This window comes from Pseudoalteromonas sp. Ld20 (assembly GCF_045064175.1).
In the GTDB taxonomy this organism is placed as follows: domain Bacteria; phylum Pseudomonadota; class Gammaproteobacteria; order Enterobacterales; family Alteromonadaceae; genus Pseudoalteromonas; species Pseudoalteromonas neustonica.
Map to the genome: position 1 here is coordinate 211,005 of NZ_JBISHB010000034.1, position 23,881 is coordinate 234,885.

At 39.2% G+C, this 23,881-nt stretch carries 19 protein-coding genes; 11 read left to right on the plus strand and 8 right to left on the minus strand.

Annotation, left to right across the window (positions count from 1 at the left end; genetic code table 11):
* Window positions 1-49 precede the first annotated feature (49 nt).
* The 8 genes from ACJJVX_RS10825 (at window position 50) to ACJJVX_RS10860 (ending at window position 12,237) form a co-directional block, all read left to right on the plus strand.
* A complete protein-coding gene (locus ACJJVX_RS10825) occupies window positions 50-6,388 on the plus strand; it encodes a DNA repair ATPase (RefSeq protein ID WP_405631422.1) in 6,339 nt (2,112 codons plus the stop codon).
* 71 nt (window positions 6,389-6,459) lie between these two features.
* Window positions 6,460-6,813: a biotin/lipoyl-containing protein gene (locus ACJJVX_RS10830; protein WP_054206752.1), complete on the plus strand. Its 354-nt coding sequence runs from the start codon at window positions 6,460-6,462 to the stop codon at window positions 6,811-6,813.
* A 232-nt stretch (window positions 6,814-7,045) separates the two neighbouring features.
* Window positions 7,046-7,429 carry a hypothetical protein gene (locus ACJJVX_RS10835; RefSeq protein ID WP_054453238.1) on the plus strand — a complete coding sequence of 128 codons (384 nt, stop codon included), beginning with the start codon at window positions 7,046-7,048 and terminating at the stop codon, window positions 7,427-7,429.
* A gap of 942 nt (window positions 7,430-8,371) precedes the next feature.
* Window positions 8,372-9,430 (plus strand): SH3 domain-containing protein, encoded by a 1,059-nt coding sequence (locus ACJJVX_RS10840; protein ID WP_054206754.1) that lies wholly within the window; start codon window positions 8,372-8,374, stop codon window positions 9,428-9,430.
* A 611-nt stretch (window positions 9,431-10,041) separates the two neighbouring features.
* On the plus strand, window positions 10,042-10,299 hold the full coding sequence (locus tag ACJJVX_RS10845) for a type II toxin-antitoxin system Phd/YefM family antitoxin (protein WP_054206756.1): 258 nt from the start codon (window positions 10,042-10,044) through the stop codon (window positions 10,297-10,299).
* The gene (locus ACJJVX_RS10850; RefSeq protein ID WP_169327979.1) at window positions 10,287-10,586 is read left to right on the plus strand and encodes a type II toxin-antitoxin system RelE/ParE family toxin; all 300 of its coding nucleotides are present in this window, start codon (window positions 10,287-10,289) and stop codon (window positions 10,584-10,586) included. Before ACJJVX_RS10845 ends, ACJJVX_RS10850 begins: the two co-directional genes overlap by 13 nt.
* Window positions 10,587-11,014: 428 nt before the next feature.
* A complete protein-coding gene (locus ACJJVX_RS10855; protein ID WP_405631426.1) occupies window positions 11,015-11,434 on the plus strand; it encodes a hypothetical protein in 420 nt (139 codons plus the stop codon).
* Window positions 11,435-11,739: 305 nt separating this feature from the next.
* Complete coding sequence (locus tag ACJJVX_RS10860; RefSeq protein WP_054206759.1) at window positions 11,740-12,237, plus strand: lipocalin-like domain-containing protein; 498 nt, start codon at window positions 11,740-11,742, stop codon at window positions 12,235-12,237.
* A 167-nt stretch (window positions 12,238-12,404) separates the two neighbouring features.
* Here the strand turns inward: ACJJVX_RS10860 and ACJJVX_RS10865 are convergent, their stop codons facing one another.
* Together ACJJVX_RS10865 and ACJJVX_RS10870 are read right to left on the minus strand one after the other, a co-directional pair.
* Window positions 12,405-14,684, minus strand: coding sequence for a TonB-dependent siderophore receptor (locus tag ACJJVX_RS10865; RefSeq protein ID WP_405631430.1), 2,280 nt, complete (start codon window positions 14,682-14,684; stop codon window positions 12,405-12,407).
* A gap of 229 nt (window positions 14,685-14,913) precedes the next feature.
* A complete protein-coding gene (locus ACJJVX_RS10870; RefSeq protein WP_235575710.1) occupies window positions 14,914-15,606 on the minus strand; it encodes a hypothetical protein in 693 nt (230 codons plus the stop codon).
* Window positions 15,607-16,585: 979 nt separating this feature from the next.
* Here ACJJVX_RS10870 and ACJJVX_RS10875 point away from each other — a divergent pair.
* Window positions 16,586-16,900, plus strand: coding sequence for a helix-turn-helix domain-containing protein (locus tag ACJJVX_RS10875; protein ID WP_405631432.1), 315 nt, complete (start codon window positions 16,586-16,588; stop codon window positions 16,898-16,900).
* A 20-nt stretch (window positions 16,901-16,920) separates the two neighbouring features.
* Here ACJJVX_RS10875 and ACJJVX_RS10880 read toward each other — a convergent pair whose 3' ends face one another.
* The 3 genes from ACJJVX_RS10880 to ACJJVX_RS10890 form a co-directional block, all read right to left on the minus strand.
* Window positions 16,921-17,223 carry a hypothetical protein gene (locus ACJJVX_RS10880; protein ID WP_212760690.1) on the minus strand — a complete coding sequence of 101 codons (303 nt, stop codon included), beginning with the start codon at window positions 17,221-17,223 and terminating at the stop codon, window positions 16,921-16,923.
* A gap of 9 nt (window positions 17,224-17,232) precedes the next feature.
* Window positions 17,233-18,228, minus strand: coding sequence for a YHYH protein (locus ACJJVX_RS10885; RefSeq protein ID WP_405631435.1), 996 nt, complete (start codon window positions 18,226-18,228; stop codon window positions 17,233-17,235).
* 96 nt (window positions 18,229-18,324) lie between these two features.
* Window positions 18,325-19,392: a DUF418 domain-containing protein gene (locus ACJJVX_RS10890; RefSeq protein ID WP_249365873.1), complete on the minus strand. Its 1,068-nt coding sequence runs from the start codon at window positions 19,390-19,392 to the stop codon at window positions 18,325-18,327.
* Between the two features lie 100 nt (window positions 19,393-19,492).
* On the opposite strand from ACJJVX_RS10890, the gene ACJJVX_RS10895 reads away from it, so the two are divergent.
* Window positions 19,493-20,053, plus strand: coding sequence for a TetR/AcrR family transcriptional regulator (locus tag ACJJVX_RS10895; RefSeq protein WP_064435694.1), 561 nt, complete (start codon window positions 19,493-19,495; stop codon window positions 20,051-20,053).
* A 10-nt stretch (window positions 20,054-20,063) separates the two neighbouring features.
* On the opposite strand, the gene ACJJVX_RS10900 is transcribed toward ACJJVX_RS10895, so the two are convergent.
* The 3 genes from ACJJVX_RS10900 to ACJJVX_RS10910 are packed head-to-tail and all read right to left on the minus strand — an operon-like array spanning window position 20,064 to window position 23,045.
* Complete coding sequence (locus ACJJVX_RS10900) at window positions 20,064-20,207, minus strand: DUF2256 domain-containing protein (protein ID WP_082355605.1); 144 nt, start codon at window positions 20,205-20,207, stop codon at window positions 20,064-20,066.
* Window positions 20,197-21,723: a cryptochrome/deoxyribodipyrimidine photo-lyase family protein gene (locus ACJJVX_RS10905; RefSeq protein WP_170173994.1), complete on the minus strand. Its 1,527-nt coding sequence runs from the start codon at window positions 21,721-21,723 to the stop codon at window positions 20,197-20,199. Before ACJJVX_RS10905 ends, ACJJVX_RS10900 begins: the two co-directional genes overlap by 11 nt.
* A gap of 2 nt (window positions 21,724-21,725) precedes the next feature.
* A complete protein-coding gene (locus ACJJVX_RS10910; protein WP_405631439.1) occupies window positions 21,726-23,045 on the minus strand; it encodes a DASH family cryptochrome in 1,320 nt (439 codons plus the stop codon).
* A gap of 106 nt (window positions 23,046-23,151) precedes the next feature.
* Here ACJJVX_RS10910 and ACJJVX_RS10915 point away from each other — a divergent pair, with 106 nt between their 5' ends.
* Entirely contained in the window at window positions 23,152-23,763 is a 612-nt protein-coding gene (locus tag ACJJVX_RS10915) for a flavin reductase family protein (protein WP_054205197.1), read from the plus strand.
* Window positions 23,764-23,881: the final 118 nt, after the last annotated feature.

Below are 23,881 nucleotides of genomic sequence, written 5' to 3' on the forward strand. Positions count from 1 at the left end.
TAGATTACTTATTACGGCTAACTTTAATTAAATTTCAGGATAGTTTTTCATGACGGACGCAACACAACAAGCGCTAGAGCAAGGCTCATACGACTTAATTAAACGCCGCTTAAGTAATTTTGGCGGGACTTTAAAAACGCAAATTGATGAAGTTAATCAGCAGCGTATAACGGAGTTTGGCAGTACAGAATTACAAGTTAAAGGGCGAGTGCGAGTTCGTACGGAGCAAAATTGTACACCGCGTGACATTGTAATTGTAGGCGATAAAGTTATTTTTGCTTATAACGTATTACTTGGGTTAAAAAAAGAAACCTCAATTAACGACGTGTTTAGCGTACAAAAATTAGTAGAGCAAGACGATCACTTTGAAGTGGAAGCTTACCCAGAGCAAACCCGCTTTTTAACTGATACGCGCTTTATTCGAGACTTTGAAGAGCTTTATACTTACTACAAACAAACCAGTTTACAGCACTTATACCAACAAAATGGCAAGCTGTTTGCGTTATTCCAAATTGGCGACAAGTTATCGGATGTGCGGGTTTTTCGCTGGGAAATTCACCCAGACAATACCATCAATTATATAGATAACCGCGGCGAACGTGATATTCAACACGCCCATGACTACGATTTTGAATGGCTCAAAACTGACCGCAGTGATCACGTAGAAGGGCGCCATGCCCATATTAATATTGCTGACCAAGTTTTTGTGGAGACCATAGGTGGTTCACTCACGATTAAAATTGAAAACAGCACAGATACCGGTGAAGGTATTTACCAAGAGCCGGTTGATGATAAAAACCAATCTCTTGCTGATAGTGATGTGGAATACGCGCTGGTGGGCGATTTAGTACTAATAAAAATACTCCCGTATCGCGAAAAAACATGGCGTTACTTTATTTTTAATACGCGTACTCAGCAGGTTGCTCGCCAAGATGCCATTGGCAGTGCCTGCGTTACTTTACCTGAAGATCACGGTGTTATTTTTCCCGGTGGTTATTATTTACAATCAGGGCAAGCGCGATCGTTTGAAGAGCAAATAGAAGATCTTGAATTCCACAGGCAGATAAAGTCACCTAACGGCGAAGATGTTTTATACGTATTTTATGAGCCAAGCGAAGGTCGTTATGCACTGTTTGCATACAATATTATTGATAAAAACCTGCAAAACCCTATCTATTGTCACGGCTACGGCATATACAACGATGGTTTAACGCTTACCTTTAAAGCTGATAAAGACGAACCTGAACGCGTACACCCGATTCAAATTTGGCAAAGCCCATTTGTATCAGCTGAATTTGCTGCGAATGCGCCGCCGCTGACCAGCTTTTTTGGCAAAATAGGTAACCCTGATTTAGTACGCGGTATTTCTGACTTGTACAGTGTTTGTAAAGCAATAAATGAACAAAGCCCAAGTCTATTTCATTACGAAGACATGATTGCGTTAAGTCGTAATATTTTCGACCGTTATCATTGGCTTAATGAAGGTGAGTTTACTGAAATTGCTCAAAACCTGCACAGCATTAATGAAACTGCTGAGCAAGTGCTGGATGAATTTGAAAAAGTTACTGAAATTCAAAACAAAGCCAAGCAAGCCTTGGTGGATATTAATAAACAATATACTGATGTAACTCGTGACATACGCCCAGATAGCTTTAAAGCTGCGCCACAGTTTGTGCAGGGTATTGATGCGTTAAAAATCTTAAAAGGGCAAGTGATCAGCCTTGAAGACATTAAGTATATAGATACAGATGCACTTAACGCACTACAAAACCAAATTGATGAAAGGCTTGGCGAAGTAAGCCAAGCAACAGCTGCATTTTTACAACAAGATAGCGCATTAGCACCGTACCACGAAAAACTAAAAGAGCTGGAAGAACTCAGCAGTAAAAGCGAAAGTGTCAGCGAGCTAAAAACGTATATAGCGCAACTTGATACGCAAAGCGTGGAGCTTGATTTACTCAACCACACCATGCTTGATTTAGACATTGATGACAGCCGCGTACGCACGCAAATATTAGAAGACATCAGTGCTGTTTATGCGCTGGTTAATCGCGCTAAAGCCAGTATTGAAATTCGTCAAAAAAGTCTGGGTAGTGTTGAAGCAAAAGCCGAATTTGCCGCACGCTTTAAGCTGTTTTCGCAAAGTATTACTAACGCGCTAAATAACGCCAAAACACCAGAAGCGTGTGACGATCAATTATCTCGATTACTGATTCAGCTCGAAGAGCTTGAATCGCAATTTAGTGACTTTGACGAATACCTCAGTGAGATTATTGCAAAGCGCGATGACGTATACGAAAGCTTTGAAGCGCACAAACAAAGCTTAATTGATACTCGCCAGCGCCGTGCACTTAACTTAGCTAACGCTGCAGAGCGTATTTTACAGGGCGTAAACCGCCGCGCGCAAAGCTTTACTGAGCTTGATGCGCTCAATACCTATTTTGCTGCCGATCCTATGATCAGCAAATTACGCGCATTGACTACTGAGCTCAAAGAGTTAGGCGATGAAATACGTGCCGATGATATTCAATCAAAACTCAAAGCGAGTAAAGATCAGGGCATTCGCTCACTGCGTGACAAACAAGACATTTTTACTGATGGCGGTAATTCAGTCAGTATTGGTAAACACGCATTTAGCGTAAATAAGCAGCTGCTTGATTTAACGTTATTGCCGCGCGATGAGCAGCTAATGCTGCACTTAACGGGAACTGATTATTTTGAACCAATAACAGATGAGCAAAGTCTTAATACGCTACAGCAAAGTCGCCATTTGTGGCAACAAACCTTGGTCTCTGAGAATGACGAGGTTTATCGTGGTGAGTATTTAGCTGCGCAAATATTGCTTGCGTGTGAAAACAGTGAGCACTCGCTTACTTTTGTACAGTTACAACAGGCACAAAAAGAAGATACCTTACTTTCGTTAGTGCAAAAGTTTGCTGAGCCGCGCTACCAAGAGGGTTACGAAAAAGGTATTCACGATCACGATGCATGCGCAATTATTGACACCTTATTGACTCAAAAAAATAGCTTAGATTTGCTTATTTACCCTGCAAGTTGTCGGATTGTGGCGCAGTTATTTAGCGCACAATTATCAACCGCACAACTGAATACATTTTACCATCAAGCGATCAATGCCATTTTGATGGATAAACATTTTGGTGCAACCAGTTTTATCAGCTCCTTGAATGAGCAATTAAGTCAGCAAATTGCAGAGTATTTACCACAAATAGGTAAACTGCGCGCGCGCTTTACTGATTTATCAAGTGACTTAGCCGCCGCTTACTTAGTGCAGCAGTTAGCGCAACAAAAAACAGCAGAACAACAACAGTTTATTATTTCTCAGCAGGCCAAAAACTTAGCTGAGCAGTTTAGTAGTGACGCCAAAGCAAAAGGCTATATTAACGAGCTTAATCATGCATGCGAAAATGTAACGCAAACTGATGAACGTGCATTATTATTTTTAAGTTGGGTAAACGCCTATTGCATGCAAAGTGATAAAGTAAATACCGTCGTGCAGGCTGAAGCTGCAAACTATGCGCATTTAAGTGCAACAACAAAACTGCATTATCATGTACTTGATGTTACCCCTATAACGCAGGTTGAACGCCTTATGGGCCAACATAAGCGAGTGCAAGAGCAAATACTGAATGTAGATTACGCTGAGTTTTATGCTCGCACGCGTAAATACATCACCGAGCAAGTACCTGCATTTGAGCAATATCACACATTACGCAGCGATATTTTGGCTGAGCAAAAAGAGCGTCTGCAGCTTGACGAATTTAAAGCACGCCCGCTTAGCTCGTTTGTACGTAATCAGCTGATCAACAAAGTGTACTTTCCAATTATTGGCGATAACTTAGCAAAACAAATTGGCTCAGCGGGTAAAAATAAACGCACCGATTTAATGGGCATGTTATTACTTATTTCGCCGCCAGGTTACGGTAAAACAACCTTGGTTGAATACGTTGCAAACCGTTTAGGGCTAACCTTTGTTAAAGTAAATTGCCCATCGATAGGGCATGATCAGGTTTCTTTAGACCCAGCACAGGCAATTAATGCCACCGCTGAAAAAGAAATTGCAAAAATTAACCAAAGCTTTGAAATGGGCAATAACGTAATGCTCTACTTGGATGATATTCAGCATACCAACCCAGAGTTTTTACAAAAATTTATTTCATTGTGTGATGGCTCACGCCGAATTGATGGCGTGTGGAATGGCAAAAGTAAAACCTATGATTTACGGGGCAAAAAGTTTGCTGTAGTGATGGCCGGTAACCCCTATACGGAATCTGGCGAGAGCTTTAAAATTCCTGACATGCTAGCTAACCGCGCCGATATTTATAACTTAGGTGATACTTTGGCAGGCTGTGAGCAAGAATTTGCCATGAGCTTTATTGAAAATGCACTGACCTCCAATTCAGTATTAGCGCCACTGGCTAATCGCAATATGGACGATTTATATAAATTAGTGCGTATTTGCCAAGGCGAAGACATTTCATTAAATGAAATGGAACATGGGTACTCACAGGCCGAAGCTAACGAAATTAAAGCCGTACTCACGCGACTAATGACCATTCGTAATACCGTGCTTAAAGTTAACGCCCAGTATATAGCCTCCGCCGCACAAGATAATAATTACCGTACCGAGCCCCCATTTAAGCTCCAAGGTAGTTACCGTAACATGAACAAAATGGCGGAGAAGGTCGTAGCTGCCATGAATGACGAAGAGCTTGAAAACCTTATACGCGATCATTATCGCGGCGAAGCGCAAACACTCAGTAAAGGCTCTGAAGAGAACTTACTCAAACTGGGTGAACTGCGTGGTACATTAACGCAAGAAGATCACGCTCGTTACAGCCAAATTAAAGAAGACTTTGTGCGCTTAAATAAACTCGATGGAGCAGGCAGCCCAGTCATGATGGCTGTTGAGCAAATGGGGTATTTACATGAATCACTTGAGGGCATTGCCAGTAAGCTCAGTAAAAATAACCTAAGCCACGATTACAGTGATTTACTGCAAAGTGTAGGCGTTAATATTCAAGGGCTAGATAATAAGCACGCATTGGCCGCACTTGCGCAATCGCTTGATAACGGCTTTAAGCAAACGCCTTATGAGAGTGGACTTGAGCAATTAAGTGCTGCAATTGCCAGTAATAACAACCACAGCCAACTTAACGCCCTCACCAAAGCGACCAGTGAAAACAATACCAACCAAGCGTTTAATAACTTAGAACAAGCTTTAGGCAAGCATTTAGCACCACTTGATAATAAAGCGGCTATTACTGAGCTGGTTGCTGCGGTATCAAATAACAACAATCATTCACAGCTCAATGAATTGAGCAAAGTGCTCACTGCAAACAATAGCAATCAATCCATTAATGTATTGGGGCAACAACTAGGTGAACATTTAGCGCAACTTCGCAATCAAGACGCTCTCAGTGAGCTGACCAATGCGGTAGCAGGTAATAATAATCATGCGCAATTGAATGAATTAGCTACACTCGTTGCAGCGAATAATAATAATCAAACATTGAACATGCTTAGCCAGCAACTAGAGCAGATGAGTAATGCCGTTGCAAGTAATAACAATCACGCACAATTGAGCGAGTTAGCTAAAGTGGTTGCGGCCAATAATAGTAACCAAACCTTGAGCATGCTGGGTCAACAATTAAGTGAATATATAGCGCCACTTGATAATAAAGCCCAGTTAAATGAGCTGATAAAAGCGGTTGCTAGCAACTGTAGCCATGCTCAAATTGACAACCTAGGCGAAAAGTTAACGCAAGCAATTAATAGCAATAACAATCATCAGCAGCTAACGCAACTTGGTGAAACATTAGATCAGCTTAAGCAGGTTACAAGTGACAATAATAACCAACAAAGCTTTGAGCAATTAATAACAGCACTTAATATGCAAACAGAGCAATTAAATACTAAAACTGAGTTAAACACGCTAGCCAGTGCAATTGCCAATAGCACGCCAGATGCCGCGCTTAATGATTTAAAGCACGCATTATTAGCGGGTAGCCAAGCGCAAATGCAGTTGTTGAGCGAGCAATTATTAGTAGCGCTTAAATCGCTTGATCACAGTGAGCAACTGGCTCAAATACTCACTGCGTTAGCAGATAATAATATGGCGCAGTTAGCGCCAGATTTAGTTAATCAGTTATTAGATGAACTAGAACACAACAATAATCGTGATATATTGGAGTTAATGGCCCAACAAAATGTTAAAAATGCTGAGCGACAAGTCATACAAAGCGATGAACACAAACAGGCGTTAGATGCGCTGTTAACAGCAATGAAAAATCAGCCTGCACAGGTAATAACTAAAGTCGTTGAAACTGACACAAAAGATGACGCAATGCCTAGGCAAACTCTTTTGTAACAGGTGACAATCTAATTAAACGCACCTTCAATAGTGAGAGTGCGTATATTAACTATAAGGAAATGATAAATATGGATATTCAAGCACCAGAGTTATTTGATTCAATGGGCGAGGCAAAAATTGCCGCAGTTTATGTCAACGATGGACAGGCTGTTACAGCTAACCAAGCATTATTTGACGTTGAACTTGAAAAAGCGGTACTTGAAGTTATCGCACCCAGTGCAGGGATTGTGTATGACTTTAAAGCCAAAGTTGGCGATGTTATTCACTCTGAGCAGGTAATTATGCTTTTGCGAGAAAAATTACCCGGTGAGCAAACAGCGGATAAAAAATTACCCCTTGAAGAAGAGGTCGCTTTTTTAAAAGCTGAAAACGCACGACTTAAACAACAGCTAAAAGAGCAACAATTAACAGCTGCGGGTTAGTGGCTCTTGGGCAAGTACTATGCATGCCCGTTCAACGTATTGGCGATAATGTTTAATCGTCACCTGCTAGACAACCATAAGCAGAGTGTATATTAGTATGATTTATCAAGCCAAAATTTGATCCACAGGTATAATTAGAGCTGTGTGTATTTATAGTTTCTTGTGTTTTCCTCCCAAGTCAAAAAATAGGGAAAGTACTCTTTAATTAAATTGCTATATTTGAAAGGTAATTATGAAGTATCTCTCTATTGCGTTATTAGCTTTTAGCTTCTCAAGCCATGCTTGCATGCCTTCGGTGAATATCGATATAGCAGAAGTAGTTGTGGAAGTATCTAATCCAGTTTTTGAAGAAGGAATGATCATTAACGCGAAGACTGGAAAGGTAACTGCTAAGATATTTTTTAACAAAAAGGGGAAAGTTGTTAAAATTGAAAATTTGGATTTGACGCCTTCTTCCCTACCTTTACAGCCAATTGAAGAAGCTCTATATTCATCAAAGCGACACTTTTCTTCGGGGAAGGCTACATCGCATGATATTACAATTGATTTTCCAATTGAATTTAGAGAAAAAATAAAGTTACAGCTGAATCTAAGTCCACCAGTCTTTGGAAAGTAGAGTATTTCAAATATAATCGGGTAGTTGGAAATATTATTAAGAAGACATAGATCTGAAAAGTCGCAATATTACAGTCAATAAAGGTACAGTCAATAAAGGAATAAACAAATTAACCTTGCAGGCACAATGAAGTGAATGCCTCACTTCATTGTGCGACAACTCTGTATTGCCTTGTTCATAATCTAGAAAAGCTGAGAAACACGATACATTAATAAGGGTAACCCCTTATTACCTTAAATAAGCCACTTAAACACCTGTCATACCTTCCAAAACGCCCATTAAAACAACACCAAATCCTCTTTTTATATTTACGTGAAAGTCAGTTGTCGATTGAATCAAAATAGGAACTCGGCTATGGTTAATACATCAATAAAAATAAATTAAAAACGAGTTATTCTACAGGCTCGTTATGTTTCAATCAGAGTGTGCAAATTTAAATGGCTCAGTGTAAAAAATGCAAGGCGGATATTGTTCCCCTAGAGGTTAAGGTGGCAATGAACAAATCATACTTTGTTTGCCCCGTTTGCAAACATAGAATTAGTAGCTTTAGTCTAAAAGGTTTATTGATCTTTATCGGTAGTGCAATATTGTTATGGGCTGTTCTCTTTGTACATCATCACATGACAAATTAACTTTTTAGTGTTGTGCATTTGAAACATAACAAGGCAAACAAATCAGGACAAATAACAGTTGGCTGTTTTCGCTCCTCAGCATTTTAGCCAACAATTTTTTGCCCATTATTAGAGCGTTGTGGCTGTAGAATTACTCTTTTTTAAGAAAAACAGCCAATTTTGTGGGTCCTAAATGCATTGCCTAGTGCTTTAAAAACGCTTAGAGTTAATTATAGGAGCTCGTTTTTTAATTGAATTTGGCTGTTAGAGTTATTCTACAGCCTCGTTAGCTTTACTCTCAATTACAGTGATTAATCAAGGACTCTATTAAATGGAAAGTACTCTAGAAATGATACATGGCTCTACAGCTATTGAGAAAGCAATGAGGTCGATTAACTCACAGCAGTCTTTAATGGAAAAGGCCTTAGGATATACGAAAGGAATCTCTGTTATAGAGCAGGCAATGAAATCTTTTGAATCACAAAATTCCATAATTGAAAGAGTGTTAAGCCTTTCTGAAGGATCATCAGCTATTGAACAAGCGATTAAATCATTTGATTCACAACAGGCTTTGATGAAAAATTTGTTAGGTTTTTCAAAAACTAATTCCGCTGTAGAACAAGCCATGAAAACCTTCGAATCACAGAACCCTATAATGGAAAAAGCTTTAGGGTTTTCACATGCCACATCAGCAATAGAAAAAGCAATGAGGTCATTTGAATCTCAGCAGGGGATTACTGATCGAGCTATGGCAGCAATGGCTAATTCATCCTCTATCTATTCTTCTTTAAGTCAATTGCAAAATTCAAAAGTATTACGAGAAATTAATTCAACATTCCTTAATCAAGTTACACATTCTATTCAAGAATCAAGCTCAATTAATACGTCGATGCTGGATGAAGAAACACTCGAAAGTGAATTTCAATCTGCTACCGAAATGCTTACTGATTCAGAAGATTCAAAAAGCTTTTTTGAGATTTTCAATAATTTACCTCCTTTTATTCAGCTTGTTCTAGCTACATTCTTTTTACATGTCTTTTTGCCACAAATTAATAGTATTTCTGCAAACTTAATAACACCAACAGTAGAAAGTTACTTATTGGAGAGTGACCGAGCAGATAGAGAAAAGGTCAAAGATATTTCTGTACTACCGCGAAAAATTGAAGGTATTGATACATCAGGTCTTCGTTTTATAACTGGAAATAATGTTCGCTTAAGAGCCGATGCGTCAACAAACTCTGAAATACTCGACGAAATGATTTTTGGGCAAGTTGTCACTGTACATTCCAAAAATAAAAACTGGATTGAAATATCGTATAAATATGAAAATGGGACTGAAATGCATGGTTGGGTATTCACCAGATATTCTTCACGTTTTGTCAATCAGTAAAGCTAATCGGGTAGCCGGAGGTCTCTAACCTCCAGCCCCCACACCACCCATCATGCGCTTTTTATTAGCAGGAAGTGCAATGGGCGGTTCATCTCCCGTAATGAATATTGCTCCAAATATCTCTTAATGACACTAAACCTTGGGACGCTAAGTAATCATTGCCAAATGCAATGTTAATTCCTTTTGTTTTTGAGCTTCTACAAGGGCCTTCGCTTCCAAGCGCCTACTTTTGGTACTGGTGATACCACAGGCTATGGCGAGTTGTTCGCTAACACCCAATTTCGCGTACTTTTGTGCGTGCTATACCTGATAAAGAGCGCCACTGCCGCCAGTAGCACATTATTATCCGGCAAAATATATGCCTGTCCTTTTTTACGCTGTCCTTTTTTAGGCTCCTAGATAGACCGCCAAAATAGATGGCATCTAGCAAGTATTTAATATTATCACGAAAGGTGCGTATTAATTCTGCCGCGCAGCGGCTTCGTTCAGCAAGCAATTATACAACACAAACCGCCTGTCGCTAAATACTAAAATGTTAGCCGTATAATTGTAAATCCGAACCCTTGTGATACTATAGTGATACATTATTTGAGTTCTAAATAGAATTTATTATGAAAGTTGAACTTGTTACGACACTTAAGCGCCAAGCTACCAAAATTTTAGCTGATCTTCATATATCTAAAGAACCAGTGTTAATTACTGAGCATGGTCAACCATCCGCTTATTTAGTTGATGTTGAAGATTATGAATTTATGCAACAACGAATGGCAATTCTTGAGGGGGTTGCACGTGGTGAGCAAGCAATCAAAAACGGTAATACATTCTCGAATCAAGAAGCAAAAGAAAAAATGAGCAAATGGCTGAAATAATTTGGACCTCTCCAGCTCTTAATGATTTAAACGATATTGCTGAGTATATTTCTTTAAGTAATATTGATGCGGCTAAGAAATTGACTCAAAAAGTATTTGATAAAATATCTAGGCTAGAAGAACAGCCTGAATCAGGTAAAAGGCCACATGAATTAAGTAACTTAAATTACCGTGAAGTTCATGTTAATCCTTGCCGTATTTTCTATAAAGTGGATAGCGACAAAGTTTATATTTTACATGTCATGCGTCAAGAGCGAGATCTTCGTAGATTTCTTCTACAGAGCTAAATACGCCTAACAACACGCCCTGAGGTTAATAAAAGAAAACAAAGGCTACACCTTCCTATTACTTAGAAAAGCGCCAATAAAAACAGGGCAACACGTTTTTAAAACAATGGTAAACGACTTGCCTGTATCGAGCCTGCCTTCACTTCATTGTGCGGCAGTTGTATTGGCTTGTTCATAACCTAGAAAAGCTGAGAAACACGATGCATTAATAGGGCTAAGCCCTTATCACCTCAAAAAGCCACTCAAACATCTGCAATACCTTAAAAAAGCCCATTAAAACAACACCAAGTCCTCTTTTTATATTTTACGTAAAATCGAAGTAACCGATTGAACCCAAATAGGATCTCAGCTATGGTTGAACCATCAATAAAAATAAATTAAAAACGAGTTATTCTACAGGCTCGTTAGGTGATTTCAAGGATAGCCCCATGAGTTATGATTTAATGGTATTTGATGCAGAACAAGCACCTAGAGAATTAGAAATCTTCTCAGATTGGTATGATGACCAGTCTGAATGGGCAGAAGAGCATGACTATGACGACCCTTCAGTAACGACTGATAAACTCCGGCTTTTTTTTATGGAGCTCATAAATGATTTTCCCCCAATGAACGGCCCTTTCGCAAAAGAGCTCGCAGATGATACCTTAGCTGATATTTGTGTTGGGAAGGTAGTTGTATACGTTGGCTTTGCTTGGTCGCAAAGTGAACCTGCTTTCGAAAAAATGTTTAGTCTCGCAAAAAAGTATTCTTTGGGTTTTTTAAACGCTAGCTCAGAAAGAGGTGAGGTTTGGTTTCCGAATACACAAGGTGAACTGGAAATTTGCTTTGAGCTTAGTGACATCACGTAATCGGGTAACCGGAGGTCTCTAACCGCCGGCCCCCACATTACCCATCATGCGCTTTTTATTAACAGGAAGTGCTATGGACGGTTCATCTCCCGTGATAAATATCTACCCAAACACTTTCAATGGCACTAAATCTTGTGAAGCTAAACACTGATTACCTACAGTAAAATAAACACTAAGAAGACACTCATCCTATGTGAGCCTGCTGAGTAGTCACAGGCCCACTTGTCTTTTTTGCATTTTTTGTTTTGTCCCCGAAAAGTAACTAAGATGGGTTTTATCTTAATTAATTATAAGGATGTAAGATTATGCGAATCTTATTTATTTTTATCTTAGTGGTAGCGCTTTTAACTGGCTGTAAAACATTAGGCGATAACCCTCAACCAAATGCGCTAGAAGGTGAGTGGCAATTAGAATTAGAAACATTGGCTATTGGAGAACAGGAATACACTACCTTTGATGGTAAAAACCGTAAAATGATTAAAATATTTACAGACAGTCATTTTGCGTTTTCAAGTATTGGCACAAATCGACCAAGGTTTAATTCATATCAACTAACGGCAGATCAAAAAGTTGTAGCATTTGACAATTATGGTGGTTCGTTGGGCCGCTATACCTACGAAAATGATACATTAATTGAGTATATTGAATATTCTAGCTTTCCAAACTATGAGGGAGTATCTATTCCTTTCAAGATCACTATTATTGATAATACTATGATCCAAGAAGGACTTTATCCATTAATTGAACTCGGTTTAGGGGATCAGGACGGTTACTTGCGTTCAACATTCAAACGCATTGAATAGGCATTAAAAAACTAAGAGAGTACTCCTTCTGTGACCTTGGCTTTTTCAGGCTATGTAATTTTGGTGTTTTGTGTTTTATTGGTGATGATAAATATACAGCTAAATGCGCCTCCTTTAGGCGCATCAAGTTATATTGAATAGGGCATTGGCGTTTTTTTAGAAGTATGTTACCAAGCGTGACGTAAGCTCAGTTGCCAACTCACGGGCTCACCGTGTAAAACATAACCATCCCAAGATGAAATACTATTAAAATAGTGTTCGTCTAATAAATTATTAATATTTAGGGAAACACTGGTTTTATCATTAATCTCATAACGTGCCATAAAGTTGAGAAGTGTCACTGGTGATTGTTCAATTTTATATGCTTCACTTTGGCCATTAGCTAATGGCCTTTGTGGCGTGGCATAAAAACTATTTTGCCAATTAACCCCAAAACCAGCAGTAAATCCAGTTAGGTAACGATCAAAGTCATATGTGGTATAAATATTTAGTAATTTATTTGGCTCATCTGTTTTAAGCTGTTTACCTTCTTTGGATTTAGTTTTATGTTGGGAGTAACCTGCACTTAAATTCCAATCTTGGCTTAGTGAGCCGCTAAATTCTACTTCAAACCCTTTGGTCGTATCACCTTCTCCCCTTTGTATATAAGGGCGATTTCCATTTGGAGTAAGATATTTCTCGGAATAATTAGGATCAAGCTCTGCCAGACCATTCTCGATATTTTCATAAATGGCTGCGCTAACGTTAAGGGTATCTTTGAGTAACTCTCCTTTAATACCAATTTCATAACTTTCTCCAGTGCTAGGGTCAAGCATTTTGTCATTAGCGTCAAAGTAGGCCTGTGGTCTAAACGCTTCGGTGTAACTAGTGTATATGCTGTACTGCTGGCTTATATCAATAATTAACCCTGCATAGGGCGTTAGTTCATCCGTTACATTCTCTTGATAGCGTATACCTTGGAACTCCCCAGTTGAGGGGTTAAAACGATCATTGCGATAATCCCAGTTACTTATTCGCGCACCCAAAATCACTTTCACACGGTCATGAGGATTTATACGTATGGCAGCAAAACCACCGTTGGATTTGGTGATATTAACACTTTGTTTGGCTAAATCTTTAAAAGGGTAATGCGGTACATCGCCAGTCCAATCATGAAAATTGAGCCCTTCAAGGGAAATTGAGGTTTGATCAGCCTGCTTGCCAAAAGAGGTCCGGTCGCGGCTAAATTGGTTATAGCTAAAAATCATTTCGTGTGTGCGATTAAATAACTCTACGGGGCCTTGTAATGAAACATCAAATGTTGTTTGTTTATCTTCAGAGCTACTTATCACTGCGCTGTAACCAAAGCCTAAGTCACTACTACCATCTGGATTTATATAACCTTCAGGGTAAACGAAAAATAGTTTGCCGCCTTGCATCTCTATGGTGTTGTAAGTCGCAATAGCATTTAATTGCCAATCATTCTCAAAAGCGTGATCAAGGCCAATAAAATAGGTGTGCTCTTCAAGCGGCCAGCCACTCCATTTTGCGGTCATGCCTGTATCTGAACGTTTACCATTATAGCGGCTGCCATCAGCGAAAAGGTAGGGTTGGGAGTGTGAGTTTATAGCTCCTTTTGATGCGGTATCAGTATATTCTACGCCTAAGCGAAGTAGGGTGTAATCTGTTAGATCGGCTTCTAAAGTAGTGTAAATTGAGGTTTTTTGTTGCCCATAGCGTTCAATGTAAGAGTTTTTATCATAATGTGCAGCCACAAACCGAGCACGAATAGTACCGTCCTCGACTAATGAACCTGAAATATCAATCTCACCACGGTAATTATCCCAGCTGCCAGCTGAAAGACCAACACTTGCTTGAAAGTCTGTATTAGTGGCTCGCTTACGAACAAGGTTAACAGTCGCAGTAGGATCACCCGCTCCGGTTAACAAGCCATTTGCACCACGTACAATTTCAACGCGTTCATATGCAGCAGAATCGCCATTTACGTTGGGTCTGCGGCCACCAGGGAACTGCTGAACACCGTCAACTTGGATCAAGTTAACGTTACCACCACGCACAGAAAAGCGAGGTCTATCTAAACTAGATGAGCGTCGCGCATAAAACCCCGTCGCATGCTCTAAAATTTCGTCTATATTGATGGTTTGCCAATCTTGCATCATCTGATTAGTGATAACTGTAACGGCTTGTGGCGTTTCTCGCTGTGAAAGAATCATTTTTAAGGCGGCTTTATTAGCTGATTCTGAGTAATCGTTAATACTAGTGCCAGTAACATATATATGTTCAAGTTCTTGAACACGTTTAGTATCTGTGGCTTCAGCGGAGTCATTAATGTATTGATTAGTATCAGTATTTTGTTTTGAAATCGAATGGAATGATGCGCAAATCATTAGCGCACAAGTAGAAAGTTTAAATTTACGAGTTAAATGGTATGTTTTATGAGCGTGCACAATTCGTCCTTAATTGTGATTGTTGTTAATGAAAATCATTATCACTAAAGTTGTGGGGTTTTTCAAGTACCCAATTGAGGTTTACTAAATCTGCAGATGTGGGGCAATAGCGAGGTTGTACTTTTTCCTAGTCGTAATAGTTGATCACAAATGATATTGATACTAACGGCTAAATTTAGTTTTTCTAATAAATCAAATTTAGCCGTAGAAAATTTTTTAATGTAGGAGGTTATTTTTCAGCAGAATATGGATCTTCGGCCATTAGGTAGGCTCTTAAATCTGCTTTTTGTGGTTGTGCATTAAGCCACTCTCTTAGGTCTTTTACTTTTGCGTAAGTGTCAGTGCCAAATTTATCAGCGTATATATCACTAAAATTTTGCTTGGTACTTTGCTCGCGAATTTGGTTTTGCCATTGCTGCGTGACTACGGCATTTAATGTGCCGGCTAGGCCTTCTTCTTTTAGTAACTCCCACTCACCGGCATCTAACCAGATACCGCCAACAGGTGCGCTGTAATCTATCCGGTGGTCGCTTGATGATGAAATACGAAATTTACGCATGATCACACCCGACACAGGGCAAATTAGGGCTTTTTTTGTGTCTGATGTTTCTGCTTCAAATGAGATGTTATCAGCAAATTCAAAGGTTGGGTTACGCTCTTTCCAAGCCGCAAAATCTTCGATTAAGATCCAGTGGCCATTACAATGCGTGCATGTGTGCGAGCGAAACTGACCTTCAATAAAACTTGGCTTTAGTAAGCCCTTATACCCAAGCCACCTAAAAATACAGGGTCCAGCGTTTCTCAGGGGCTTAATGTCAAGGCGTGCCTTTGCAGTAATGGCATTCCCTTTTAAAAAGGAGCAACGTAGAGAGTAAGTTCCTGAGGAACGTCCAAAGGATTGGTTTATACGCAACTTATACATCGTTATTGATTTTAACAATAGAACCACTATTATCTGCAATCAATGCCTTGCCTAAGTTGCGTATAATTCCAACTGGATCTGGATTTTTAGGTGGCTTGGGTATACCTACTAGTACAATTCATAGTATCCCTTAAAAATTTCTAACCTGATTATTTAGAGTTAGTTTTGTTTTGATCTCATTAATGAGTAAACAACAGGTTTAATTTTGGCAACAGCCAGAGTGAGTTTTTCTAATATTAACGTATTTTTAGAATTGATAACAAAGATTTACTGATTTTAAGGGCTGATTTTCACAGCGAGCATGTTATTAACCTTATTTGTTATCACTAAAATAAAGAGTGCTGAGTGAATCAATTACATTAGTAAAATAACAGATGTAAAATGTGGGTATTGATTTGACTTGCAAAGTTTACTATAAAGCCCCTGTGACGAGGCTCAATATAAGAGTTACTTGCTACTTAAGCTAAGTGCGAGATTTTTCAAACTCGCTAACAGGGTATGTTATTCTAACTGAATATACTCTCTTTATTATCAATGAAAGCCATACATTTTTTGTTGAAAAAAACCATCCAATGATCAACGCTTTGTTTTTGCTAGCAGCTGCGAAACATCCACTCGATAAGTTAGCAAAATTAATAACCCTACTGAAAGGTTTGCAAAACTTACCTAGTACAGAAAGTGGTTACAAAAATGGACATCAGTTAGATCCTAGGCTGACACATGCGCTGAGTTATATACCCAAACCACCTCAAGATGCGAGTTTCAGTTGGAATTAAAAGCGATTTAGGCAAGGCATTGATTGCAAGTAATAGTGGTTCTATTGTTAAAATCAATAACGCAGTATAAATCGCTTTTAAACCAACCCCTTGGGCGTTTCACAGGCACTTACTCTCATCGTTGTTACTTCTTAAAAGGGATGGCCATTCTTGCAAAGTAACGCCTTGATATTAAGCCCCTGTGAAACGCTGAATCCTGCATCTTGAGGTGGCTTGGGTATATATCTGAAAATATTGAAAACGTACCGAACTTAACAAAAACAGCAAAACAGGCTAACGTCAGTAATGCAACTTTAAAGCGCTTATTTAAAACATATTTGGGTAGCAGTTTTAGTGCTCAGGTTAATTTACTAAGGTTAGAGAAGTCACGGCACTTATTAGCGACTACACGATTAAGTATTGATTGTGTATCTAGTTTATCAGGCTTTAAAAGTGCTTGTTATTTTAATAAAGTGTTTAAGGCGCACATGAGCGTAACGCCTACAGCCTACAGGTCTAAAAATCTATGGCGTAAATAGAGTCTAACTCAGTTTTACTTTTACTCTTTCTTTTTAGCATGCTCATTAGTGCCTGCGCTTTGTTGAGTTTTGTGCTGGTTTTTTATATCAATAATGGGTTGGTTTCGCACACACATTAATACTTTATTTGCTGCTTGGCAGCTGCCAATATAGAGTTTATTTACTAACTCATATTGGCAACTTTGATTAAGTTTTTTTTCCTCACAGGCATGCCATGGCTGATTCGTACCGTGAGCAGCATGAGCAAGGCTGCTTGCAGTATAAAAAAGAGCAATGGTTGAGGAAAATAATACCGTGACTAATTTTAAATGTGTTTTCATCATAAACTCCTATTACCTTGCTATTTCGCCGCTGTAACAACCAATAAACATGTTTTCAGCAATGCTTGCTGAATGATAATGATAGCCCCTAGTTTCATCGTAGTGGCCACGACATGAATCAAGGTCATTGTCTTCATTTCCTTGGCTATCAACCATACCAAAAATACCATATCCGTCTAACGCATAACCTAACATGCCAGCATGACCGTTTGATTGTTCTAGTGTTTCACTGCAACCAGCAGCACCATGATAATGATAGCCTTCGACTAAGTTGATATGGCCTGCACAGTCATCAAACGCAGCGATTGTGTAAGCGCCTAAAATGGCATCTACAGGTGCAGGTGGTGCAAGTGCAACTCCATTTAATGAAATACCTATATTATCACGGCCAATTGAAATAGGGCTGCTTGCCTTTACAGGTGTAATCGGGATGAGTACGGTTTGACTAATTCCACCATCAACATAGTCAATAGCACACTCCACACAGTGATTTTGATATTGCTCTTCAACATCAGGCCTTGCAGCTCCTGCGCACGAGGCTTCTGTCGTGGTGACGTTAACTTTACCGGTGCTTTCGTTATACAACTTCCAGTTACTGTCGTTGTAATGAGTATCTAGATTGGTAATAAACTCACCAGTTAAATCATAAACTTGCCCATCGCCGTCAAACCAAATACCAGCTTCATCTGCATTTGAAGTCGTATATCTAGGGCAAAAAATACCAATTTCATGGCTAGCAGGCGCGCCAGCTATTTGAATTTCATAGCACTGTGCTTCTTCGTTATTGGTCAGGGTACATGTTTGGGTTGCTACTTCTGAATCTAGTGCCCCGCTTGTAAAGTTTAGTGGATTAACTTCTATAACAATGTCTGAATTAGTATTCGTTGTTGTGTCTGAGCCGGAGTCTGTCGTTGCGGTTGTACTATCTTCTGAACTACCGCAACCAGTGACGAGTAAAGTTAAAAGTATTGTAATTGCAGACTTTGTTTTAAATAATTTTTTACTCATTGTAGTATCTCTAAGCTAAGGGTTTAAATTAGCATATAAAGAGAATGTGCAAAGAGTGTGTAAATTAATTAGTTTTTTTATAGTTGAGAATTACGCTTACCTGATGAGTTTTTTAAATACCCACTCAAGCGGTCCGGCTTTAAATTTATTTAACCAGCAAACACTAAAAATGATGCTAAACAGGCAAAACAATAGGGCTGAGAATAACGCCATACCAATTGTTTGATTATTTAATAGTCCCAATGATTCTAAAACCCCCATGCCAACAAGTACGTGCGCCACATAGAGTGTTAACGATATTTGCCCGGTTTGTTTTAACCAATGGCTTAATTTGTTTGTTTGAAATGTATCAGCAAAATAAAAACAACCTACTAACACGATAACCGATGAGCTTGTCGCGCTGAGCATATATTGAGGTAAAGGCGGTATGATAGACGTACTTAATAAAAAGCTGCTCAGTTCTAAATCTATTCCTAATTCAGCGTGTGTTTTAGTTAATAACCTTAGGCCGTAAAAAAGCAACTCAGTGATAAGTAGTACAGCGATTGAGCCTATTAATAATTGCTTTCTAAATTGAGAATCAAGTAAATCTTGTCTACCTAACCACATGCCAAAAACCAAAAAACCGCACCATGGAAAAACAGGATGAAAGCCATTAAAAAATACATGCCTTAACATACCATCTACAGTCCAAAAACCATGATAGGTTAACGTATTCCAATCCCAGCCATAACTGTAATCAAAACATATTAATAACAGCGGAAAGGCTAACACAAAAAAGCCACTTATCAATAATAGCACTCTATTACTTAGAGTGAATATACAGGCAGCAATAATAAAATAGACACCGTAAAAATGGAGAATATCGGCTTCCCAAATGGGCACATAGGCTAAGCCAATCAACATGAGTAACACAGCACGCTTGATCAGTGACCACTTTGATTTGGTTACTTCTGAAGATAAACCAGATTGACGCGCCTTGAGTGTCATAAAGGTGATGCCTATGCCTGCTAAAATAACAAACAATGCAGATGCTCGACCTTCAAATAAACTAGCAAAAAGGTACAAGGGAGAATTGCCTGGCTGTACATTCATAGCAATTTTAAAATTCACAATAACCATGCCAAATATAGCAAGTGCGCGAGCAATATCGATAGCGATCATGCGGTTCAATAGTGTTCTCCTGATTGAAGTTGAGGCTAAGTTTTAATACACTTGTGTATCATAGCAGTAACAATATATATGATACAATGGTGTCTCAAAAATGGATGTGCGTATTTCTCGTTCAAAGCAGCTCATTATTCAAGCTGGGCTTAAGTTGTTTTTACAAAACGCTGACGCCACATTGGTTGATATCGCTAAACACGCTAACGTTGGTAGAGCAACTGTATACCGTCATTTTGAGAGTAAAGAAATACTCCAAAAGGCAATCGCATTTTATTGTTTAGAGCGATTCGATAGTGTTAATAAAGATGTTGACCGCCAAGCGAAAGATCATCTTGATGCGCTTAGGTTAATACTAAAAAATACAATGCCTTTATTTGCTGAGTTTTCGTTTCTTTCAAAAATGGAACAAGTGTTGATAGATGATGCTGATTTTCAAGCCCGCTCTAAGCAGCAAAATGATGAAATGCGTGAATTAATTAGTTTAGTGATTAAACACAAAAAAATTAGTGATAATTTTTCAGTGTCATGGGTTTTTCATTTATTTGAAGGCTTACTTTGGGTGGGTTATCAAGCAATACATAGCGGTGAGCACAGCCCTGAATCGGCTTCAAACCTAGCTTATGCTACGTTCTTAAATGGAGTAGGGGCAAGTAGCTAATTGCTTAGATTTAAGACTTAGCTAAATGGCGCTTACATCGCTGTGAGCAGTAAGTTACGTTATCCCAATCGCGCAGCCATTTTTTACGCCAAGTAAAATCACGTTTGCAAATAGGGCAAGTTTTTTGTGGTAAATGTAGTTTTTTATGCGCCATTGCTATTTTTTTTATCTTTGTTTTTGGTTGTGCTTTTTATCTTTGGGGCGATACTAACGTGCTTTTTTAAAATACCGGGAATGGCGCGTTTTACGTCAATTCGTTCGCGGTATTGCCAGAGCCTTAGACGGGCTTCTTTAGACGCCTTAGTTAAATCTATCATGGGCTCTGGGTAATCTTTACCTACTTTAAAATCGTTAAATAAGGCTTCCATAGGCGTTTGCATCCAAGGTTCATGCAAGTACTCAATGGGGAGTTTTTCAAGTTCTGGACACCACTTTTTAATAAACGCACCGGTTGGATCTTGATCTTCAGATTGCTTGATTGGATTGTAATGGCGAATGGTATTTATACCTGTCACAGAGGCTTGCATTTGAATTTGCGGGTAGTGAATACCGGGCTCAAAGTCTAAAAAGTAATTCGCTAAAGGCAAGCTTGCCTGTTGCCAGCTAATGTTTAAGTGGTGTGTAACAAAACTGACCAGCATCGCTCGCATTCTAAAGTTAATATAGCCTGTGTGTTTTAAACAGCGCATGCAAGCATCAATAATGGGAATACCTGTTTGCCCTTGTGCCCAGCGCGCTAAGTCGGTTGTTACGTGTTTGTCATCGCGATAAGGGAATACATGATAACCGGGGTTAAGGGCTACAAACTCCATACTGCATTCACTTTCAAACTTTTGCATGAAATGGCAGTGCCAATGTAAGCGCGAAACAAACGCAGCTAATGGACGCTTCCAGCCTTTTTTGTCTGGGTGCTTAGAATGATAAGTGTCGATTGCCGTTTGATATACTTGCCTAAGGCTTATATTGCCCCATGCCAAGTAAGGAGAGAGCCGCGAGCAATGAGTTTGGCTTAAACTCGGGCTTGAAATGCCTTTTTGATAGCCTTTACCACGGACTTCAAAAAAGCTCTGCATAACCTGGCGTGCTTGCATCGCCCCGCCAAGTTGAAAGTTATCATCAGAGTGAGTGTAGTTTTTAGGTAAACAAGGTGGGGCATAACCACTTAAGGTTACACTGTTAACGCGTTTCCAATTTGGGATTGCAATAGTGCTTTGCATTGTTTGCTGCCATTGCTCGTTCCATTGGTTGCGGTTTGTTGCCCCTCTAATTACTGCGCCTGTTGGGGTTTCAAGCCATTGAACAGTGTGATCCTTGCACCATGCTTTTATTGCTTTATCGCGCTCAAAAGTATTATTTAAGCCAATCTCTTGATGACTAAATAGGTTAACAATTTCAAACTCTTGATTTAAAGAGTTAAGTAAGTTTTCCATTGCGCAGCTAAAGGTGTAAATAGTGGTATTGAAGCGTTTTAGCTGCTGGTTCATATCAGCAATTGACTGATATACAAACCGCCAATGACGCTCGTTATAATGACTGTCATTAAGTAATAATGGTTCAAAGTTATAGATCAATAATGTAGGCAGCGAGCTTTCAAAGGCACTTTTTAATGGCTGATGATCAGATAAACGCAAGTCACGCTTAAACCACACAATATTAATTTTATTTTGCATTGTTAACTACTTAGTGGCCAGTCGGCGGCATCTGAAGAATCTAAGCTTTGTACATTATTTCCTCGCCAATGATTAATAAAGGTATTGTGAGGGTCGTACATTTGCGTTTGTTTAGCTAAATTAAAATGACGCCCAGCACGTGGGTCTGCGCCAACCCCAGCTAAGTACTGCCAGTTGCCCCAATTTGCCGCTACATCATAATCAATTAGTTGCTGTTCAAAGTAAGCGGCCCCAAAACGCCAATCTAGATTAAGCTCATGCACAAGGCAACTTGCTACCAACTGGCGACCTCGGTTAGACATATAACCCGTTTGGTTAAGCTGTTTCATGCACGCATTGACAATAGGGTAGGGCGTGGTGCCTAGACACCATTGTTTAAACCGTTGTGAATAAAAGCTAGTTAACGGTTTTTTGCTGCCAATGCCTTTAAATGAAAATAGTTTTTTACCGTAGCACACGCTGTAAAGCTGAAAATATTCACGCCAAAGTAGCTCAAAGAAAATCCAATAGGTGGAGTCGTTGGCGCCATGTTTTTGTTCGTAATCGTGTAACGCAGCAATAATTAGGCGTACAGATAGATTGCCATTAGCTAACCATAGCGAAAATTTAGTCGAATTTTCTACCCCATCAAGTGCATTACGGGTTTGCTTGTAATTCGATGCAGCATCCCCAGTAAAATAGTGGTTTAAGTGCTCCATAGCAGCTTGCTCACCGCCAATAAATTGTGAAGATACAGCCCACTTTTTTATCTCTGGTAATGTCTTAGGCCATGGCATTGGGGCAATGAGTGGCGGCGGCAAATACGTTGGGGTATTAATTGGCGCAAGAATTTGTGGTTCGTGATGTTCTATTATTTTACGAAATTTGCTAAATGTTGCGGGGAGGTCATTACCTGAAAATGGCAGTTGATGTTCATCATATAAAGTAAAAGTATTTGCTTGGTTTATTTTTAGGTTATCAAATGTGTTACCAATAGCAGATAGTGACTGTCGTTCATTAAAACCAATTTGCTCACTACAATAAAGCGTTCGCACATTGTGATGATGGTAGTAATGACTAATAACCTCATAAGCCGGTTGATGATAAACCACTAAATGCTGCCCATAGCTTTTAAGTTGGGCGTCTAAATCACGCAAAGCGCTCACTAAAAATTGCCACCTGTATTTGCCCATAGTTTGGCTGGAAAAGCGGGTGGTTTTGAACCATTTAGGGTCAACGCAGTACACAAAACTCAATGGTGTCTTTTGCTCGCAGGCTAATTTTAATAGCTGATTGTCGTTGAGCCGCAAATCATGGGTAAACCAATATAAAGAATGTGTCATAAAATAATGTGCCAATACAGTCATTTTTATTTACTTTGAGTTCAATACGTAACAAAGTAAAAACACGTTTATTAGTACGTTAAATTTAATTTTTAAAGAGGTGATGGTGTATTTTGATTTAACTGATCCATTAGAGCAAAAAAGTGTTTACAGTAAGCTGGTTGGCGGGATCACGCCACGGCCGATTGCGTGGATAAGTACGGTAAGTGAAACTGGAGTTGACAATATTGCACCATATTCATTTTTTACCGTCGCCAGTGTTAACCCTCCAGTGTTAAGTGTGACACAAGTAAACCCCAGTGATAAAAGTAATAAAGACACCCTAAGTAATCTATTAGCCACTAAGCAATGTGTGGTGAATATTGTTAGCCATAAACTTGTTGAAAAAATGAATCAAAGTTGCGCAAATTACCCAACAAATGTGAGTGAGTTTGAAGCGGCTGGTATTACCTCAGAGACTAGTAAATATGTGCAGCCATTAAGTGTAAAAGCTGCCAAAGTACGTTATGAGTGTACGCTACGTGAAGTAATCTCTATTTCAAAAGAGCCCAGCGGCGGACAAATGATGTTATTAGACATTGTGGGAATTTACATTGATGAGCGTGTATTAACTGACGGTTATATCAACCCCATAGCTTTGAATGCCGTTGGTAAATTAGGCGGAGATTATTTTGCCACAACGCAGAGTATATTTGAATTAAATCGGCCGAGTATATAAAGTGTAATCTATCATCTTAAAAAGTTGAAAGTGAGCTTTGAGAAGACGTTATTAGTTCTTGAATTCAAGTATAAAGATTAGCGTTCTAACAAATTATCAATAACTACGCCTGTATTTA

Excerpts from the sequence above, each read along its gene's own strand:
- ACJJVX_RS10850 (WP_169327979.1), top strand. The coding sequence starts at position 10,287 with ATGGCTGAAATAATTTGGACCTCTCCAGCTCTTAATGATTTAAACGAT.
- ACJJVX_RS10855 (WP_405631426.1), top strand. The coding sequence starts at position 11,015 with ATGAGTTATGATTTAATGGTATTTGATGCAGAACAAGCACCTAGAGAA.
- ACJJVX_RS10870 (WP_235575710.1), bottom strand. The coding sequence starts at position 15,606 with ATGTATAAGTTGCGTATAAACCAATCCTTTGGACGTTCCTCAGGAACT.
- ACJJVX_RS10885 (WP_405631435.1), bottom strand. The coding sequence starts at position 18,228 with ATGAGTAAAAAATTATTTAAAACAAAGTCTGCAATTACAATACTTTTA.
- ACJJVX_RS10895 (WP_064435694.1), top strand. The coding sequence starts at position 19,493 with ATGGATGTGCGTATTTCTCGTTCAAAGCAGCTCATTATTCAAGCTGGG.
- ACJJVX_RS10905 (WP_170173994.1), bottom strand. The coding sequence starts at position 21,723 with ATGCAAAATAAAATTAATATTGTGTGGTTTAAGCGTGACTTGCGTTTA.
- ACJJVX_RS10840 (WP_054206754.1), top strand. The coding sequence starts at position 8,372 with ATGGAAAGTACTCTAGAAATGATACATGGCTCTACAGCTATTGAGAAA.
- ACJJVX_RS10890 (WP_249365873.1), bottom strand. The coding sequence starts at position 19,392 with ATGATCGCTATCGATATTGCTCGCGCACTTGCTATATTTGGCATGGTT.
- ACJJVX_RS10830 (WP_054206752.1), top strand. The coding sequence starts at position 6,460 with ATGGATATTCAAGCACCAGAGTTATTTGATTCAATGGGCGAGGCAAAA.
- ACJJVX_RS10860 (WP_054206759.1), top strand. The coding sequence starts at position 11,740 with ATGCGAATCTTATTTATTTTTATCTTAGTGGTAGCGCTTTTAACTGGC.
- ACJJVX_RS10835 (WP_054453238.1), top strand. The coding sequence starts at position 7,046 with ATGAAGTATCTCTCTATTGCGTTATTAGCTTTTAGCTTCTCAAGCCAT.
- ACJJVX_RS10845 (WP_054206756.1), top strand. The coding sequence starts at position 10,042 with ATGAAAGTTGAACTTGTTACGACACTTAAGCGCCAAGCTACCAAAATT.
- ACJJVX_RS10900 (WP_082355605.1), bottom strand. The coding sequence starts at position 20,207 with ATGGCGCATAAAAAACTACATTTACCACAAAAAACTTGCCCTATTTGC.
- ACJJVX_RS10880 (WP_212760690.1), bottom strand. The coding sequence starts at position 17,223 with ATGATGAAAACACATTTAAAATTAGTCACGGTATTATTTTCCTCAACC.
- ACJJVX_RS10910 (WP_405631439.1), bottom strand. The coding sequence starts at position 23,045 with ATGACACATTCTTTATATTGGTTTACCCATGATTTGCGGCTCAACGAC.
- ACJJVX_RS10825 (WP_405631422.1), top strand. The coding sequence starts at position 50 with ATGACGGACGCAACACAACAAGCGCTAGAGCAAGGCTCATACGACTTA.